This window comes from Paraburkholderia sp. BR10936 (assembly GCF_040965735.1).
Lineage (GTDB): Bacteria > Pseudomonadota > Gammaproteobacteria > Burkholderiales > Burkholderiaceae > Paraburkholderia > Paraburkholderia nodosa_A.
In genome coordinates this window covers 378,547-396,024 of record NZ_JBFRCM010000002.1, presented here as the reverse complement: position 1 = coordinate 396,024, position 17,478 = coordinate 378,547, and the positions used below count along the sequence as shown (strand labels likewise).

Here is a 17,478-nt window from a genome sequence, read left to right as displayed (position 1 = left end):
ATGGACAATGGTCCGTATGCGGGTTTATACCGAGCGCACGCCGCTGCTGCAGCGCATGAATTTCCCCTGTTTTACAGCATGTTATGCAAATTCCCGCGCTCGAAACAATATCGAGTTTACCAGGTGACAACGCTTTTTTCATCCTGTAGGATTTTTTCAAACAACGCAACCCAGCAGCCGGGTCACGGCGGCGACATAAGCAGGAACAACCACTTAGGAGAAAGAGAATGTCGTTTCAGGCACGTGCAACCACCATGCTCGGCAAGCTCGCCGTCGCGCTAGCGTTCGCCGGCATCACCGCCGCGGCGCACGCCGATACGGTCCGCGTGACCGTCGCCCACTACAGCGACGCCACCGCGCCGTACTTCGAGAAAATGGCCAAGCAGTTCGAGGCCGCCAATCCAGGCATCACGATCAAGATCGAAGACGTGAACTGGGACTCGCTGCAACAGAAGCTGCAAACGGACATCTCCGGCGGCGCGAACGCCGACCTCGCGATCATCGGCACGCGGTGGCTCCTCGACTTCGTGAAGGACGACATTGCCGAGCCGCTCGACCCGTACATGGACGCGAACTTCAAGGGCCGCTTCATCGGTCCGTTCCTGGCCCCGGGTCAGATCAACGGCAAGACCTACGGCCTGCCGATCGCCGCTTCGGCGCGCGCGCTGTACTACAACAAGGACATGCTCGCTTCGGTTGGCTATCCGCAAGGCCCGAAGACGTGGAACGACGTGATCGACGCGTCGAAGAAGCTCAAGGCGAAGGGCATTGCGGGCTTCGGTCTGCAGGGCAAGGAAATTGAAACCGACGTGTATTTCTACTACGCGTTGTGGACCCACGGCGGCGAAGTGGTGGGCAAGGACGGCAAGGCGGCATTCAACTCGCCGGCTGGCGTGAAGGCCGCAACGCTCTACAAGTCCATGATCGACGAAGGTCTCACGCAGCCGGGCGTGACGGGCTACAGCCGTGAAGACGTGCAGAACCTCTTCAAGCAGGGCCGCGTGGCGATGATGATCTCGGCGCCGTTCCTCGCCAAGCAGTTGCAGAAGGAAGCACCGAACATCAAGTACGGCATCGACCCGATCCCGGTAGCCACGACGCCCGCCACCTACGCGGTGACCGACTCGATCATGATGTTCAAGAACTCCAAGGTGAAGCAGAGCGCCTGGAAGTTCCTGGACTTCCTGTTCACGAAGGAACCGCGCGTGCAGTTCACGAGCACGGAAGGCTTCCTGCCGACCACGAAGGCTGAAGCGAGCGACCCGGCTTTCCAGAATCCGGACACGCAAGCCTTCATCGCGCTGCTGCCGCATGCGAAGTTCGCGCCGACCGTGACGGGCTGGGAAGACACCGCCAAGGCCGTGACCAACGCGATGCAGTCGGTCTACCTTGGCAAGGCCAAGCCCGCCGATGCGCTGAACCAGGCGGCCACCGAAGCGAACAAGTCGCTCGGCAAGTAAGTCTGGCAAACAAGCCCTGATACACCGGCGCGCGCCTGAAGTTTCCGGCGCGCGCCGGAGCGCCTGAGAACCGACGTTTCGAAGCACTGACGATTCGACATGACTACGGGTCCCCTGAAGCCCTCGCCCGCCACAGCACCGGCCGGCGATGCCCCCGACCGATCACGCGCACGAACCCGCATGAGCCGACTACCCCGCGCCGTTTCCGCGCCCCGCGCGCCCTGGCTCCTGATCGTGCCGAGTCTCGTGCTCGCGCTCTTCATCATCAGCTATCCGATATTCAACATCGTGTATCAGTCGCTGCACGAGGTGTCGCGCTTCGGGCAGATTCGCGACTTCAGCGGCCTGCAGAACTTCTATAACGTGTTCGGCGACCCGGTGTTCATGAGCGCCCTGAGGAACACGCTGATCTGGACATTCTTCGTCGTAGTGGGGACGGTGGGGATTTCCGTGCCGGTCGCGCTCGTGCTCAATCAGGACTTTTACGGCCGCGGCATTGCGCGCACGATCGTCATGCTGCCGTGGTCCGTCTCGCTCACGATGACGGCCGTGGTCTGGCGCTGGGCGTTCAACGACGACTACGGCATGGTCAATGTCACGCTGCAGCGCCTCGGGCTCACTACGGGGCCGATCCACTGGCTCGCGACGCCCGAGTATGCGTTCCCGGTGGAAATCTGCGTGGGCATACTCGTGTCGATCCCCTTCACGACCACGATCCTGCTGGGCGGCCTTTCCTCGGTGCCGGGCGATATTTACGAAGCCGCGCGCATCGACGGTGCGAGCGCCTGGCAACAGTTCCGCAAGCTCACTCTGCCGCTGCTCAAGCCGTTCATCAACATGGCGGTCCTGCTGAACGTGATCTACGTGTTCAACTCGTTCCCGATCATCTGGGTGATGACGCAAGGCGGACCCGACGACAGCACGCATATTCTCGTCACTTACCTTTACGAACTCGGCTTCCGGTTAGGACGACCTGGCGAAGCGGCCGCCGTCTCGCTCATCATGCTCGTCATCCTGTTCGCCTTCTCGGTGGTCTACCTGCGCCTGCAGGCAAAACGCGGCAGCGCCGAAGGAGACCTGGCATGAACCGCAAGCTCAAACGCTCGATCTGGTGCTGGCTCGTGCTCTCACCGCTCGTCGTGGCCGTGCTGTTCCCGTTCGCGGTGATGTTCTTCACCTCGTTCAAGCCGGCTTCGGAAGTGTTCGTCTATCCGGCGCGCTGGCTGCCGATGCAGTGGCGCTGGCAGAACTACGTCGACATGTGGCAGGCCGCGAACTTCGGCGTCGCGCTGCGCAACAGCATCGTGGTGAGCTGTCTTTCCACCGCGCTCGCGCTCGCCGTGAGCCTCCCGGCCGCCTATGCGCTCGCGCGCTTTCCGTTCCGCGGGCGCGGCCTGTACCGCCAGTTCCTGCTCGTCACGCAGATGCTCTCGCCGATCCTGCTCGTGGTCGGCCTGTTCCGGCTCGCCGCGATGATTCCGTACGGCGACGGCAATCTCGTCGATTCGAAGATCGGCGTGATCGTCTCTTATGCGGCGTTCAATATCGCGTTTGCCGTGTGGATGCTCTCGTCGTATTTCCAGACCGTGCCGCGCGATCTCGAAGAATCGGCGTGGCTCGAAGGCTGCAGCCGCACGGGTGCCGTGTTCCGCGTGTTCCTGCCGCTCGCGGTGCCGGCAGTGGTGGTCACGGCAATCTTCACGTTCATCAGCGCGTGGAATGAGTTCGCCGTGGTCTACACGCTGATCCGCTCGCCCGAGAACAAGACGCTCACGGTGCAGGTCACCGACATGGTGGCCGGCAAGTACACCGTGGAATGGCAGCTCGTCATGGCGGCCACGCTCGCCGCCACGCTGCCGGTGTCCGTGGTGTTCGCCTGGCTGCAGCGCTATATGGTGAAGGGACTCGCACTAGGCGCCGTGAAGTAACAGGAAGTCTCGCGCCTACTTGCTCAATTCGTGGCCGATCACGCCGCCGGCCACGGCGCCGCCCACGGTGCCGACCGCGCTGCCGTTGGTGGCCCGGTTGCCGACGTAGCCGCCCGCGGCGGCGCCGCCCAGCGTGCAGGCTCCCGTGCCCGCTGCGGTGAGCACGACGGTGATGACGAGTGAGGCGCGCGCGGCGCTCGAGCGTCGTAGCCAGTTCATCGCCAATTCTCCTGATCGATGGTCCTGGCTTTTATGCCAGCAAGCATCGTGCCGCGCCGGCTTTCAGCCGTGGTGCAGATGCAGCAGGATCAGCGTGAGCGTGACGAGTGAACCGAGTGTGGAATGCAAAATGGTACGCGACGTCACGTGCGCCTCGCGCCGGTAGTACTCGGCGAGCATGAACGGGCCGGTGCCCGTGGGCAGCGCCGCGAGCAACACCGCGATTTCCACGAGCGGGTCAGGCAACCCGAATACGCGATCGGCCAGCCACCACGTGAGCAGCGGCTGCCCGACGAGCTCGCAGAGGCATCGGGATTCTTGAATGCAAAGCGCGCGGACGTGCCGCGCGCCAGGGTGAAACGGAAGACGAACAGGTTCGCTAATCCATCGCCGCGTGACTCGTATCGACGGTGGCGGCGCTCGGGCCGGTGCGGATCAGAAAGAGCAGCGGAATCACGAGCAGCGTCGCCACGAACATCATCTTGAAGTCGTTCAGATACGCGATCATCTGGGCCTGCTGCGTGATCGACTGGTTGAGCACGGCGAGATCGTACCGCGAACCGCTTTCGAGCATCTGCTGAACCGCCGGATTGAACGGCGTGATGTTCGCGGCGAGGTCCGAATGCGCGATCTGCGTGCCGCGCGTGACGAAGGTCTGCACGATCGAAATGCCGATACTGCTACCGATGTTGCGCATCAAGCTATAGGTGGCCGTGCCGTCCGCGCGCAGTTGCGGTGTCAGCGTCGAGAACGTCAGCGCGGAAAGCGGCACGAACACGAAGCCGAGGCCAAAGCCCTGCACCACGCCCGGCCACACGATATCCGAGGGCGAAAGCACGAGCGTGTACTGCATCATCTGCCAGAGCGCGTAGGCGGAGACCACAAAGCCGAACAGCAGCATAATGCGCGCGTCCACGCGTTTCAGTATGCGTCCGGCTATCAGCATGGCGACCATGGTGCCCGCGCCGCTCGGCGCGGTCACGAGCCCCGTAGTGGCGACCGGATAGCCCATGAGGTTCTGCAGCATGGGCGGCAGCAGCGCGCGCGTGGCGTAGAGCACTGCGCCGATCACGAAGATGAAGAGCGTGCCCGTAGCGAAGTTGCGGTCCTTGAGGAGCTGGTAGCGAAAGAACGTGCCGGGCCCCGAGGTGGCCGTATGCACGACGAAGAACGCGAAGGCAATGACCGCCACCAGCGCCTCGATGCGGATCTCCAGCGAGCCGAACCAGTCGAGCTGCTCGCCGCGGTCGAGCAAGGCCTGCAACGCGCCGATGGCAAGCGCGAGCGTGGCGAAGCCGAACACGTCGAAGCGCTGCGTGCGGCCAGGCGCGCGCGCGGGCATGAAAGTCGAGACGCCGAAAAACGCGAACAGGCCCACCGGCACGTTGATGAAGAACACCCAGCGCCAGTTGTAGCTATCCGTGAGCCAGCCGCCCAGCGTGGGCCCCAGCACGGGACCGACCATCACGCCCATGCCCCAGACCGCCATGGCCTGCCCCTGGCGCTCGCGCGGATTGATGTCGAGAAGAATGGACTGCGAGAGCGGCACGAGCGATGCGCCGAACACGCCCTGCAACAGCCGCGACGCGACGATCTCGCCGAGCGTTTCGGAAAGCCCGCACAGCGCCGAGGCCACGGTGAAGCCGGCAATCGCCATGCCAAGGAGCCGCTTGACGCCGTAACGGTCGGCGAGCCAGCCCGTCAGCGGCGTGGCGATGGCGGCGGCGACGATATACGAGGTGAGCACCCAGGTGATCTCGTCCTGGGAGGCTGACAGCGTGCCCTGCATGTGCGGCAGCGCGACATTGGCGATCGTGCTGTCCAGCGTTTGCATCAGCGTGGCGAGCATGATCGAGAGCGTGATCATGCCGCGATTGAGCGGGGCTTCCTTGACCGGCTCCGCCCGATGCTGCGCGGCGGTGCCGTCCTGCATGACTGCGGTCATCGTGCGGGTGTCTGGCGGCTATCTTGATTGGGGGGCGGAGCGCTTCGAATTAATAAGCCTGCTTATTATACGACTCGCACCTGCTGACGCAATCGGTATCGCCAGGGACGCTCGTGCGAAGGCGCGAGCCGCCCGCCCGTATAATCGCGCGATGACTACCGACCTCGAAAAGCGCTTTGGCTTCCTGGTCGTCGACGTGGGCCGGCTCTATGGCAAACGTTACGACGAGCTTGCGAAGTCGTCGCTCGAACTCACGCGCGCGCAGTGCCGCATGATCGCGTACCTCGCGCACTACGGCGACATGAACCAGGCGCGCCTCGCCGAACTGCTGGAAGTGGCGCCCATTTCCGCGGGGCGGCTGCTCGAGCGCATGGAAGAAGGCGGCTGGGTCGTGCGCACGCCCAACCCGGACGACCGCCGCGAATTGCTGGTTAGCCTGACGCCCAGGGCACAAGGCGTGCTCACGGGCGCGCGCCGCGTAGGTGACGAAGTCCAGGCGGAAGCCCTGGCGGGCTTCACGCCTGAAGAAGCTGAGCAGTTCGGCGCGATGCTTCAGCGGGTGCGCGCCAATCTCGGCGCGCTGGTGGAACGGTAACTCCGAGCGATAACTCGCGTTATCGCAGCCGCACGAGCGTGGACTTGAGTTCCGTGTACTTCTCGAGCGCGTGCAACGACTTGTCGCGACCGTTGCCGGATTCCTTGAAGCCGCCGAACGGGAAGTTCATGTCCCCGCCTTCGTCGTAGCAGTTCACCCACACCGTGCCCGCACGGAGCCTGCGCGAAATTTCATGCGCGTGCGTGAGGTTCGCGGTCCAGACCGCAGCCGCGAGCCCGTAGTCACTGTCGTTGGCAATGCGCACCGCTTCGTCGATCGTGCTGAAGGTAATGACCGACAGCACCGGCCCGAAGATTTCCTCGCGCGCGATCTTCGTGTCGTGATGCGTATCGAACACCGTGGGCTGCACGTAGAAGCCCCCACCCTCGGCATTCACGCGTTCACCGCCTGTCAGCAGCTTCGAGTCCTTGCGACCGGCTTCGATATAGCTCAGCACCCGCTCCAGCTGAATCTTGTCGATGATCGCGCCCATCGACACATCCGGATCGAGAGGATTGCCTGGCTTATAGGCCTTCGCCGCCTCGACGAGCTTCGCGAGGAATACGTCCTTGATCTCGTGATGGACGAGCAGGCGCGATCCCGCCGTACACATTTCACCCATGTTGTAGAAGATCGCGCCCGCCGCCGCGTTCGCCGCACGGTCGAGGTCCGGGCAGTCGTGCAGCACGATATTGGGCGACTTGCCGCCAAGCTCCAGCCACACGCGCTTGAGATTCGACTGCCCCGCGTACTGCATGATCTGCTTGCCCACGTTCGTCGAGCCCGTGAACGCAATGCAGTCCACGTCGCGATGCAGGCCGAGCAGCTTCCCGGGCTCCCCGCCACCGGGCAGCAGGTTGAATACGCCGGCCGGAATGCCGGCCTCGTGCGCAAGCTGCGCCACGCGAATGGCCGTGAGCGGCGACTTCTCCGAAGGCTTGAGCACGACACTGTTGCCCGCCGCGAGCGCGGGCCCGAACTTCCACGAGGCCATCAGGATCGGGAAATTCCACGGCACGACGGCGGCGACCACGCCAATGGGCTCGCGCGTGACGAGGCCCACCAGATGATGATCGGCGGGCACGACTTCGCCACCCACCTTGTCGATGGCCTCCGCGAACCATTCCACACAATAAGCCGCGCCTGGCACATCTACGGTCGTCGTGTCGCCAATCGGCTTGCCTGCGTCGAGCGTTTCGAGCAGCGCGAGTTCGTCGAGATGCTCGCGCATGAGCGCGGCCCAGCGCAGCAGAACGGCCTTGCGCGCACGCGGATTCAGGCCAGCCCAGACGCCTTCGTCGAACGCGCGGCGGGCAGCGCCGACCGCGGCATCGACATCGGCTGCGCCGCAATCGGCCACGCTCGCGAGCACGCGGCCGTCGATCGGGCTCACGCAATCGAACGTGCGGCCCGAATATGCATCGCGATACGCGCCGTCGATGAATGCGCGACCTTCGATCGGAAGCGTCGCGGCCCTGTCCTGCCAGTAAGCGAATGTTTTCTTTTCCATCAGGATGCCTCAATGATTTGCGATCCACCTTGCACGCTGCAACGCGGCGTCAGGTGAAACGGGTTCGCGCGATCAGGGAGTCAGAAGGTGGGCGGCGAGTTCGCCGACACCACTTCGCAGACTTCGTTCGCGCTGGGATTGCGAAACCGGTGCGGGAAGCGGCTTTCGAAATAGTAGCTGTCTCCGGGGTCGAGCAGCCAGGTCGTGCCCTCCACGGTCAGCTCGAGTTGTCCGGCGACCACCACGCCCCCTTCGTGCCCCGCATGCACCAGCATTTCAGGGCCGGTATCGGCCAGCGGCTGATAGACCTCGCGCATGATGCCCATGTTGCGGTCCTTCACGTTCGCGCCGGCCAGATAGAACTCGATCGATTCGTTGCCGAGGTTCGGCATTTCGCCGCGCCGCGACACGACTTCTGTCCCTTCGGTCAGGTCAAATGTGAAGAATTCAGCGAGGCTCATTGGTATGCATTCGAGCAGCTTCTTGAGCGACCCCACCGAGGGACTGACGCGACTTTGCTCGATCAGCGAGATCGCGCCATTGGTCACGCCTGCGCGCTTGGCGAGCTCGCGCTGCGACAAACCATAGCGTTTGCGGACATAACGTAGACGCGTGGCGACTTCGGATGATACAGAGGCGGACTCGGACACGATGAAGGACCGTTGGCAGTGAACGCGCGAGGAGAGGGCGCGGTGGACGTGTTGAATATTCTAATCAGTTTGCTTTATTTTGCGTCAGTACAAACCCCTGTAAGTTATTCGAAATATAAGTGCAGGAGCCGATATTTCGCACAGCGAGCTATTTCAAAGGGCTCTCGGGGAAAGTGCTGACATCAAAAACTTGAAAAAATAATTGACGCCCTTTTTGACTCGTATATGCTGAACTACAAGTCGAACACTGCATCGTTTCTATCGCGTTGCAACGCAAAAACCGCGTTTTATGCGAGGAACATAGCAAGTCGGCTGAGTTTGGAAAGCAATACATCGATGTCGTTCAATGTTTGATGCATCGCTGAATTTGACGACCTCGAATGCTTGAACCAAACGCCTTTTTCAACGCAACCAGTCGAGTGTTATTGTGAGAGTCCGTGGCCCTCTGGTGAGGTGGGATCGTAGTCATGCGAGGTGTCTTCGCAGTGACTGCACCGCCATCGCCGACGGCAGTAGCGGCAGGCTTGCCTCTCGCCTGTTCCTGTCCGTCTTCACGATCCTTTCCCGCCGCTCTGTTCGGCGTCACAACTCGGTCTCTGCACGCGCCTTCATTGCCGTCCACACGGACGAAGTCGCGTCGCTTCTGCCCTAGCGCCTCTCCTTCCCGCGCTGTTCGTTTTCTTCGCCGTCGTTGGTTCGCGAAGTGTCCTGTCGCGCCTTCGCGATGTGGCTGCGCACGCCTGAACACCGTTGCGCCTCACAACGGCAAGAAACGAACCGCCTACATGATCTCCACGCGCAGCGCCATCCGTTAGCGCCGCTGCGCGGAGCACACAGGGTTTGTAGTTTTGCGTCCCGCAAGGCTGCAAGGTCATGTCACGCCCGTAGCGCCGACACACTACGCACGGGCAAGCAAGCGAATCATTAGTCATGCGAACCAGACCATTAGTTGGCGTCACGGCCGACCGCACGATGATGGGAGCGCACGCGTCACATGTTGCCGGCGAGAAGTACATCGCCGCGGCTGTGGATGGAGCAGGCGCGCTCGCACTCGTGCTGCCCGCCCTGGGCGAGCGGCAGACTGCGGCAGACATTCTCGAAGCCGTGGACGGACTGCTTTTCACCGGCAGCTATTCGAACGTCGAGCCGCATCGTTACGGCGGCCCGGCAAGCGAGAGCGGCACGCTGCACGACCCCGCTCGCGACGCCACCACGCTGCCGCTCCTGCGCGCCGCGATCGAGGCCGGCGTGCCGGTGCTCGCGATCTGCCGCGGCTTCCAGGAGATGAACGTGGTGTTCGGCGGCACGCTGCATCAGCAGGTGCACAACGTTGCGCGCTACGACGACCATCGCGAGAACAAGGACGATCCGCTCGACACGCAATACGGTCCGGCGCACGCGTTGAAGCTCGTGGAAGGCGGTGTGCTGCAACAGCTTGCGGGCGGCGCGCGCGAAGCACGCGTGAATTCGCTGCACGGTCAGGGCATCGAACGGCTGGGCGCGGGCCTCGTGGCCGAGGCATTCGCACCCGACGGCCTTATCGAAGCCGTGAGCGTTGCGAACGCACCCGGTTTTTCGCTTGGCGTGCAGTGGCACCCCGAATGGAAGTACGCCGACGACGCGCTGTCCACCGCTATCTTCCGCACGTTCGGCGAAGCCTGCCGCAACCACATGCTGGCCCGAATACCGGGCGGGGCCGGACACGACGTGGCGCATGCGCCGCGCGCCGCCCACGCCTGATGCCGGCCCATACAGAACAGAGAGAAAGATCATGCATGAAATCGACGAATTCCTGAAGAAGCACCACATCACCGAAATCGAAGCCATCATCCCCGACATGGCGGGGATTGCGCGCGGCAAGATCATCCCGCGCAGCAAGTTCGAATCGGGCGAGGCGATGCGCCTGCCGCAAGCCGTGATGATCCAGACCGTAACGGGCGACTACCCCGAGGACGGAAGCCTCACCGGCGTCACCGACCCCGACATGGTGTGTGTGCCCGACCCTTCGACGATCCGCATCATTCCATGGGCTGTCGATCCCACCGCGCAAGTGATTCACGACTGCGTGCATTTCGACGGCACGCCTGTCGAGATCTCGCCGCGCCGCGTGCTGCGCCGCGTGCTCGACCTGTATGCCGCGAAGGGCTGGAAGCCGGTGATCGCGCCGGAACTCGAGTTCTATCTCGTCGATATGAACAAGGATCCGGATATTCCGCTCGCGCCGCCCATCGGCCGTACGGGCCGTCCGGAAACGGGCCGCCAGGCGTATTCGATCGAAGCGGTGAACGAGTTCGATCCGCTGTTCGAAGACATCTACGAGTACTGCGATATTCAGGACCTCGAAGTCGATACGCTGATTCACGAAGTGGGCGCGGCGCAGATGGAGATCAACTTCCTGCACGGCGATCCGCTCAACCTCGCCGACCGCGTGTTCCTTTTCAAGCGCACGGTGCGTGAAGCCGCGCTGCGCCATCACATGTACGCCACGTTCATGGCCAAGCCCATGGAGAACGAACCGGGCTCGGCTATGCACGTGCATCAGAGCCTCGTTTCGGAGGAAAGCGGTCAGAACCTCTTCACGGGTTCGGACGGCAAGCCCACGGACATGTTCTACGCGTATATCGCTGGCATGCAGAAGTACACGCCAGCGCTCATGCCGATCTTCGCGCCGTACATCAACTCGTATCGCCGCCTTTCGCGTTTCATGGCCGCGCCGATCAACGTGGCATGGGGCTACGACAACCGTACCGTGGGCTTCCGCGTGCCGTACTCGTCGCCGGCTGCGCGCCGCGTGGAAAACCGCATTCCCGGCGTCGACACCAACCCGTACCTCGCGATCGCCGGCACGCTGGCCGCGGGCTATCTGGGGATGACGCAGCATCTCAAGCCCACCGAACCGCTCGTGAGCGACGGCTACTCGCTGCCCTACCAGCTGCCGCGCAATCTCGAGGAAGGCCTCACGCTGATGGGCTCGTGCGAGCCGCTCAAGGACATCCTCGGCGAGAAGTTCGTGCGCGCCTACCTCGCGCTCAAGGAAACCGAATACGAAGCCTATTTCCGCGTGATCAGTTCGTGGGAACGCAAGCACCTGCTGCTGCACGTGTAAAAAAGAAAGGAGATACAGCAATGAGCTATCGAATCGACGCCCCGGCCAGCGCGCTGCAGGAAGTGCCGACGACGCTACGCGCGCAATCCAGCCGAACGGCGCGCTCGACGAGCGAGTACCGCGCGCTGGACGCCGCGCATCACATTCACCCGTTTTCGGATATGGGCTCGCTCAACCAGACGGGCAGCCGCGTGATCGTGAAGGCGAAAGGCGTGTACCTGTGGGACTCGGAAGGCAACCAGATCATCGACGGCATGGCCGGGCTCTGGTGCGTGAACGTGGGCTATGGCCGCAAGGAACTGGCCGACGCCGCCTACGAGCAAATGCTGGAACTGCCCTTCTACAACACCTTCTTCAAGACCACGCACCCGCCGGTCATCGAATTGTCGGCGCTGCTCGCGCAGCTTTCGCCCGAGCCGTTCAACCACTTCTTCTATTGCAACAGCGGCTCCGAAGGCAACGACACGGTGCTGCGCATCGTGCATCAGTACTGGCTCACGCAAGGCAAGCCGTCGAAGAAGGTCGTCATCTCGCGCCGGAATGCGTACCACGGCTCGACCATCGCGGGCGGCACGCTGGGCGGCATGGGTTACATGCACGAGCAGATGCCCTCGAAGGTCGAGAACATCGTGCACATCGACCAGCCGTACTTCTATGGCGAAGCGCAAGGCAACATGTCGCCCGAGGAATTCGGCCTCGTGCGTGCGCAGCAGCTCGAAGCGAAGATTCTCGAAGTGGGCGCGGAGAACGTGGCCGCCTTCATCGGCGAGCCGTTCCAGGGCGCGGGCGGCGTAATCTTCCCGCCCTCGACCTACTGGCCGGAAATTCAGCGCATTTGCCGCAAGTACGACATCCTGCTGTGCGCCGACGAAGTCATCGGCGGCTTCGGCCGCACCGGCGAGTGGTTCGCGCATCAGCACTTCGGCTTCGAGCCCGATCTCATCACGATGGCCAAGGGCCTCACGAGCGGCTACGTGCCGATGGGCGCGGTGGGCATTCACGACCGCATTGCGAAGGCGCTCATCGAGAACGGCGAGTTCAATCATGGCCTCACGTACTCGGGGCATCCGGTCGCCGCCGCCGTGGCCGTGGCGAACCTCAAGCTGCTGCGCGACGAAGGCATCGTCACGCGCGTGAAGAACGACACCGGCCCGTACTTCCAGCAACGCCTGCGCGAGACGTTCGCCAATCATCCGATCATCGGTGACATCTCGGGCGCAGGTCTCGTGGCGGGCCTGCAGCTCGCCGAAGATCCGAAGGCGCGCAAGCGCTTCGCGAATGGCGGCGACGTGGGCACGCTGTGCCGCGACTTCTGCTTCAACGGCAACCTCATCATGCGTGCCACGGGCGACCGCATGCTGCTCTCGCCGCCGCTCGTCGTCACGCGCGGCGAAATCGATGAAATCGTGTCGAAGGCGAAGAAGGCCATCGACCAAACCGCGCAACAACTGGGTCTTTCTTAACGCGACTTGTCCACGGCGGGCGGCGCAACGGGGTGCTGGGCCTCCCGCCGATCTTCATCTTCAGGGGAAAGCAACATGAGTGTTAGTCATCTTCGTCATGCGGTCGCGATCGCGGCCCTCGCAGCGTGTGCAGGCCTCACGGCCATTCCCAGCGCGCCAGCGCACGCGGCAGACGGCGATCTGAACGTCTACAACTGGTCCGACTACATTGCGAAAGACACGATCCCGAACTTCGAAAAAGAAGCGGGCATCAAGGTCAAATACGACAACTACGACAGCGACGACACGCTCCAGGCCAAGCTGCTGGCCGGCAGCTCGGGCTATGACATCGTCGTGCCCACCTCGAATTACATGGCCAAGCAGATTCAGGCGGGTGTCTACCAGAAGCTCGACAAATCGAAGATCCCCAACCTCGCGAACCTCGATCCCGTGCTCATGCACATGATCTCAGACGCGGACCCGGGCAACCAGTACGGCGTGCCCTGGGCGTTCGGCACCGATGGCATCGGCTACAACAAGCAGGCCGTGGAAAAGGCGCTCGGGCCGAACGCGCCGGTCGATAGCTGGGCGCTCGTGTTCGATCCGCAAAATCTCTCGAAGCTCAAGGGCTGCGGCGTGTCGTTCCTCGACCAGGCCGTTGACGTGTTCGCCGCGACGCTGCAATACATGCACAAGGACCCCAACAGCACGAACCCCGCGGACTATCAAGCCGCATTCGAAGTGCTGAAGAAAGTCCGCCCGTATATCACCCAGTTCAATTCGTCGGGCTATATCAACGACCTCGTGAACAACGATATCTGCGTTGCCGTGGCATGGTCGGGCGACGTCGGCATCGCGCACCGCCGCGCCGAAGAAGCCAAGCGCTCGTACGACGTCAAATTCTCGAACGTGAAGGAAGGCGGTCTGCTGTGGTTCGACGTGATGGTCATACCCAAGGACGCACCGCACCCCGAAAACGCGATGAAGTGGATCAACTACATCTCGGATCCGAAGGTCAACGCGCAGATCACCAACGAAGTGTTCTACCCGACGGCGAACAAGGCCGCACGCCAGTTCGTCACGCCGGCAGTCGCGCAGGACGCGACGGTGTACCCGTCGGAAGACGTGCTCAAGAAGATGACGCTGATGAAGCCGATGCCGGCCGACATCCTGCGCCTTGAAAACCGTCTGTGGGCCCAGTTGAAGACCGGCCACTGACGCGTTGATTCCCCCCTGAAGGAAACAAGAAGGAGACGACGCGGAAGAGGGATCGCTCGACCCCTCTCCGCCTGAAGTACGCAATTCCGAAGTCAGGCCGCGCAGCGCCGCCCCCCTGCTTTGACGACGCGCGCGAGCCTTTTCCGAGCTCCGTTCGCAGTACTAATCGCGAGTCGCGTCAGCGCCCCGTGCAGGCCGGCTCGCGCCTGAAAAACGTGTACTGCGATCAGAAAGGAACCAAGGTCAGATCATGAATTCGACGTCCAAAGTCAACGCCCCAGAAGCTTCGCGCGCCAACGCGACCCCGGCAACGAACGATGCGTTCGTGCGCATCGAAAACGTCGTCAAGAAGTTCGGCGATAGCACTGCCGTGGACAACGTGAACCTGAACATCGCCAAGAACGAGCTTTTTGCGCTGCTCGGCAGCTCGGGCTGCGGCAAGTCCACCCTGCTGCGCATGCTCGCGGGCCTCGAAACGGCCACGTCGGGCCGCATCTTCGTCGATGGCGAAGATCTCGCGTCGCTGCCGCCGTACCGCCGCCCCGTCAACATGATGTTCCAGTCGTATGCGCTCTTCCCGCACATGAGCGTGGAGTCGAACGTCGCGTTCGGCCTCAAGCAGGAAGGCGTGCCGAAGAACGAAATTCGCGAGCGCGTGGCCGACGCGCTCAACCTCGTGCAGATGGGCCGCTACGCCAAGCGCAAACCGCATCAGCTTTCGGGCGGCCAGCAGCAGCGCGTGGCGCTTGCGCGCTCGCTCGTGAAGCGCCCCAAGCTCCTGCTGCTCGACGAACCGATGTCGGCGCTCGACAAGAAGATCCGCCAGAAGACCCAGCTCGAACTCGTGAACATCATCGAGAAAGTCGATGTCACCTGTGTGATGGTCACGCACGATCAGGAAGAGGCGATGACCATGGCCAACCGCCTCGCCGTGATGAGCGAAGGCCGCATCGTCCAGATCGGCTCGCCCGGCGAAGTCTACGAATTCCCCAACAGCCGCTTCTCGGCCGAGTTCATCGGCTCGACCAACCTGTTCGAAGGCAAGGTCGTCGAGGACGAGCCCGATCACATCTTCGTGGAAAGCGAAGACCTCGAAACGCGCATGTACGTGAGCCACGGCGTGACCGGCCCGCTCGGCATGCCCGTGGGTATTTCGGTGCGGCCGGAGCGCGTGCGCGTAACGCGCGAGAAGCCCGGCACGCCGCACAACTGGGCGCGCGGCGTGGTCACGGATGTCGCCTACATGGGCAGCTATTCGCTTTATCACGTGCGTCTGCCGGGCGGCAAGGTGGTCGTCTCGAACCTCTCCAGCTCGCACCTCATGAACGATGGCGCGCCCGCCTGGAACGACGATGTCTACGTGTCCTGGTCGCCGGCCAGCGGCGTCGTGCTCACGCAGTAAGGAGACCTCCATCATGAGTACCACCATTCCCGCCACGCCCGGCTCAGGCCGCGCCGCCGCAGACGCTCGCCGGGGCGCGCTCGCGCGCTTCTTCTCGCGCTTCGTGCCCTCGGGCCGCACCGCCGTGATCGGCGTGCCGTTCATCTGGCTCACGCTGTTCTTCGCGCTGCCGTTCGTGCTCGTGCTGAAGATCAGCTTCGCCGACCAGGTGATGGCCGTACCGCCCTACTCGAATCTCGTCGAGATGAAGGACGGCGTGGTGCACTTCGCGCTGCAACTGGGCCACTACGCGTTCCTGCTGCAGGACAGCCTGTACATCGCCACGTACATCAGCTCGCTGAAGATGGCGGCAGTCTCGACGATCTTCTGCCTCTTGATCGGCTACCCCATCGCCTACTACATCGCGCGCTCGAACCCGGCCACACGCAACCTGCTCATGATGGCCGTGATGCTGCCGTTCTGGACTTCGTTCCTGATCCGCGTGTACGCGTGGATCGGCATTCTCAAGGACGACGGACTCCTCAACCACGCGCTCATGGCCGTCGGCCTGATCCACTCTCCGCTGCGTCTCTATCACAGCGACGCGGGCGTCTACATCGGCATGGTCTATTCGTACCTGCCCTTCATGGTGATGCCACTCTACGCGCACCTCGTGAAGATGGACCTCACGCTGCTCGAAGCCGCCTACGACCTGGGCGCGAAGCCCTGGGTGGCCTTCACGCGGATCACGCTGCCGCTCTCGAAGAACGGAATCATCGCGGGCAGCCTGCTCGTGTTCATTCCCGCCGTGGGCGAGTACGTGATTCCCGAACTGCTCGGCGGCGCCGACACGCTCATGATCGGCCGCGTGATGTGGGACGAGTTCTTCAACAACATGGACTGGCCTATGGCGTCCGCCGTCACCGTCGCGATGGTGCTGCTGCTGCTCGTGCCGATGGCTCTCTTCCAGCACAACCAGGTCAAGGAACTGGAGGACCGCAAATGATCAAGCCCAATCGCGCACTCTCCGCAGGGGTGCTCACGCTCGGCATGCTGTTCCTGTATATCCCGATCGTCAGCCTCGTCGTTTATTCGTTCAATGAGTCCAAGCTTGTCACCGTCTGGTCGGGCTTCTCGCTGAAGTGGTACGCCGCCCTGCTGCAGGACGACGAACTGCTCAGCGCCGCGTGGCTGTCGCTGAAAATCGGTCTGATGACCGCGTTCGCCTCTGTCGCGATCGGCACATGGGCCGGCTACGTGCTCGCCCGCATGGGCCGCTTCAGGGGCTTCGCGTTCTTCGCGGGCATGATCAACGCGCCGCTCGTAATTCCCGAGGTCATTCAAGGCATCTCGCTGCTGCTCCTCTTCGTTGCAATGGAGCAGTTGCTCGGCTGGCCAAAGGGACGTGGCGTACTGACCATGTGGATCGGCCACGTGATGCTGTGCGTGTCGTATGTCGCGATCATCGTGCAGTCGCGCGTGAAGGAGATGAACAAGTCGCTCGAGGAAGCCGCGCTCGATCTCGGCGCCACGCCGCTCAAGGTGTTCTTCGTCATCACGCTGCCGCTCATCTCGCAGGCGCTGCTCTCGGGCTGGCTGCTCTCGTTCACGCTTTCGATCGACGACCTCGTGCTGTCCGCGTTCCTTTCCGGACCGGGCTCGACCACGCTGCCGCTCGTCGTGTTCTCGCGCGTACGTCTCGGCCTGAACCCGGAGATGAACGCGCTCGCCACGCTCTTCATCAGCGCGGTGACGATCGGCGTGATCGCCGTGAACCAGCTGATGAGCGCACGCGAGAAGAAGCGTATGCGCGACATGCAGCTCGCCTTCGTCCAGCCCGATGCCGCCGAAGCCGTCACGCCAGCCGCCGCCCCTGCCGGCGCGGTGGGTGCGCCGATCGGACGGCGCGCGGCGTGACGAGCAATCCATAAGAAGCCTATGCGACCCGTGCGGGTGGCGGTGCGCGCCGCCCGCCGCGCCCCAGCCACACGCCGAAGTATCTGTATTAACGACCAACAAGGAGA

Annotated in this window: 15 protein-coding genes and 2 pseudogenes; 12 read left to right on the top strand and 5 right to left on the bottom strand. The window is 63.0% G+C overall.

The annotated features are described in order from the left end of the window. Positions 1–227: 227 nt before the first annotated feature. The 3 genes from AB4Y36_RS05220 to AB4Y36_RS05210 all read left to right on the top strand — a co-directional run bounded on the left by AB4Y36_RS05220 (position 228) and on the right by AB4Y36_RS05210 (position 3,388). Positions 228–1,460, top strand: a complete 1,233-nt coding sequence (locus AB4Y36_RS05220; RefSeq protein ID WP_069261601.1) for an ABC transporter substrate-binding protein — start codon at positions 228–230, stop codon at positions 1,458–1,460. Positions 1,461–1,640: 180 nt separating this feature from the next. Further along, positions 1,641–2,546, top strand: a complete 906-nt coding sequence (locus AB4Y36_RS05215) for a carbohydrate ABC transporter permease (protein ID WP_069261600.1) — start codon at positions 1,641–1,643, stop codon at positions 2,544–2,546. Continuing rightward, a complete protein-coding gene (locus AB4Y36_RS05210) occupies positions 2,543–3,388 on the top strand; it encodes a carbohydrate ABC transporter permease (protein WP_069261599.1) in 846 nt (281 codons plus the stop codon). Before AB4Y36_RS05215 ends, AB4Y36_RS05210 begins: the two co-directional genes overlap by 4 nt. 15 nt (positions 3,389–3,403) lie before the next feature. On the opposite strand, the gene AB4Y36_RS05205 is transcribed toward AB4Y36_RS05210, so the two are convergent. The 3 genes and pseudogenes from AB4Y36_RS05205 to AB4Y36_RS05195 all read right to left on the bottom strand — a co-directional run bounded on the left by AB4Y36_RS05205 (position 3,404) and on the right by AB4Y36_RS05195 (position 5,474). Then, positions 3,404–3,607, bottom strand: a complete 204-nt coding sequence (locus tag AB4Y36_RS05205) for a glycine zipper 2TM domain-containing protein (RefSeq protein WP_069261598.1) — start codon at positions 3,605–3,607, stop codon at positions 3,404–3,406. 63 nt (positions 3,608–3,670) lie between these two features. After that, positions 3,671–3,907, bottom strand: a pseudogene (locus AB4Y36_RS05200) (AEC family transporter); the annotation flags it as partial. Between the two features lie 79 nt (positions 3,908–3,986). Then, on the bottom strand, positions 3,987–5,474 hold the full coding sequence (locus AB4Y36_RS05195; RefSeq protein WP_368682592.1) for a DHA2 family efflux MFS transporter permease subunit: 1,488 nt from the start codon (positions 5,472–5,474) through the stop codon (positions 3,987–3,989). Between the two features lie 229 nt (positions 5,475–5,703). Here AB4Y36_RS05195 and AB4Y36_RS05190 point away from each other — a divergent pair, with 229 nt between their 5' ends. Continuing rightward, the gene (locus AB4Y36_RS05190; protein WP_069261595.1) at positions 5,704–6,147 is read left to right on the top strand and encodes a MarR family winged helix-turn-helix transcriptional regulator; all 444 of its coding nucleotides are present in this window, start codon (positions 5,704–5,706) and stop codon (positions 6,145–6,147) included. A 19-nt stretch (positions 6,148–6,166) separates the two neighbouring features. On the opposite strand, the gene AB4Y36_RS05185 is transcribed toward AB4Y36_RS05190, so the two are convergent. Together AB4Y36_RS05185 and AB4Y36_RS05180 are read right to left on the bottom strand one after the other, a co-directional pair. After that, positions 6,167–7,657, bottom strand: coding sequence for an aldehyde dehydrogenase (locus AB4Y36_RS05185; RefSeq protein ID WP_368682473.1), 1,491 nt, complete (start codon positions 7,655–7,657; stop codon positions 6,167–6,169). An 80-nt stretch (positions 7,658–7,737) separates the two neighbouring features. Then, positions 7,738–8,307 (bottom strand): cupin domain-containing protein, encoded by a 570-nt coding sequence (locus AB4Y36_RS05180; protein WP_368682472.1) that lies wholly within the window; start codon positions 8,305–8,307, stop codon positions 7,738–7,740. A gap of 427 nt (positions 8,308–8,734) precedes the next feature. On the opposite strand from AB4Y36_RS05180, the gene AB4Y36_RS05175 reads away from it, so the two are divergent. The 8 genes and pseudogenes from AB4Y36_RS05175 to AB4Y36_RS05140 all read left to right on the top strand — a co-directional run bounded on the left by AB4Y36_RS05175 (position 8,735) and on the right by AB4Y36_RS05140 (position 17,371). After that, the gene (locus AB4Y36_RS05175) at positions 8,735–8,959 is read left to right on the top strand and encodes a hypothetical protein (protein WP_236596917.1); all 225 of its coding nucleotides are present in this window, start codon (positions 8,735–8,737) and stop codon (positions 8,957–8,959) included. 278 nt (positions 8,960–9,237) lie between these two features. Beyond that, positions 9,238–10,047 carry a gamma-glutamyl-gamma-aminobutyrate hydrolase family protein gene (locus AB4Y36_RS05170; protein ID WP_368682471.1) on the top strand — a complete coding sequence of 270 codons (810 nt, stop codon included), beginning with the start codon at positions 9,238–9,240 and terminating at the stop codon, positions 10,045–10,047. 31 nt (positions 10,048–10,078) lie between these two features. Next, entirely contained in the window at positions 10,079–11,413 is a 1,335-nt protein-coding gene (locus tag AB4Y36_RS05165; protein ID WP_069261872.1) for a glutamine synthetase family protein, read from the top strand. Positions 11,414–11,433: 20 nt separating this feature from the next. Beyond that, positions 11,434–12,876: an aspartate aminotransferase family protein gene (locus AB4Y36_RS05160; protein WP_368682470.1), complete on the top strand. Its 1,443-nt coding sequence runs from the start codon at positions 11,434–11,436 to the stop codon at positions 12,874–12,876. A 75-nt stretch (positions 12,877–12,951) separates the two neighbouring features. Further along, positions 12,952–14,073, top strand: a complete 1,122-nt coding sequence (locus tag AB4Y36_RS05155) for a polyamine ABC transporter substrate-binding protein (protein ID WP_069261590.1) — start codon at positions 12,952–12,954, stop codon at positions 14,071–14,073. A 313-nt stretch (positions 14,074–14,386) separates the two neighbouring features. Beyond that, positions 14,387–15,475 (top strand): annotated as a pseudogene (locus AB4Y36_RS05150) (ABC transporter ATP-binding protein); the annotation flags it as partial. A gap of 13 nt (positions 15,476–15,488) precedes the next feature. After that, entirely contained in the window at positions 15,489–16,460 is a 972-nt protein-coding gene (locus AB4Y36_RS05145) for an ABC transporter permease subunit (RefSeq protein ID WP_368682469.1), read from the top strand. Then, the gene (locus tag AB4Y36_RS05140) at positions 16,457–17,371 is read left to right on the top strand and encodes an ABC transporter permease subunit (protein ID WP_069261587.1); all 915 of its coding nucleotides are present in this window, start codon (positions 16,457–16,459) and stop codon (positions 17,369–17,371) included. Before AB4Y36_RS05145 ends, AB4Y36_RS05140 begins: the two co-directional genes overlap by 4 nt. The last annotated feature ends 107 nt before the right edge of the window (positions 17,372–17,478 follow it).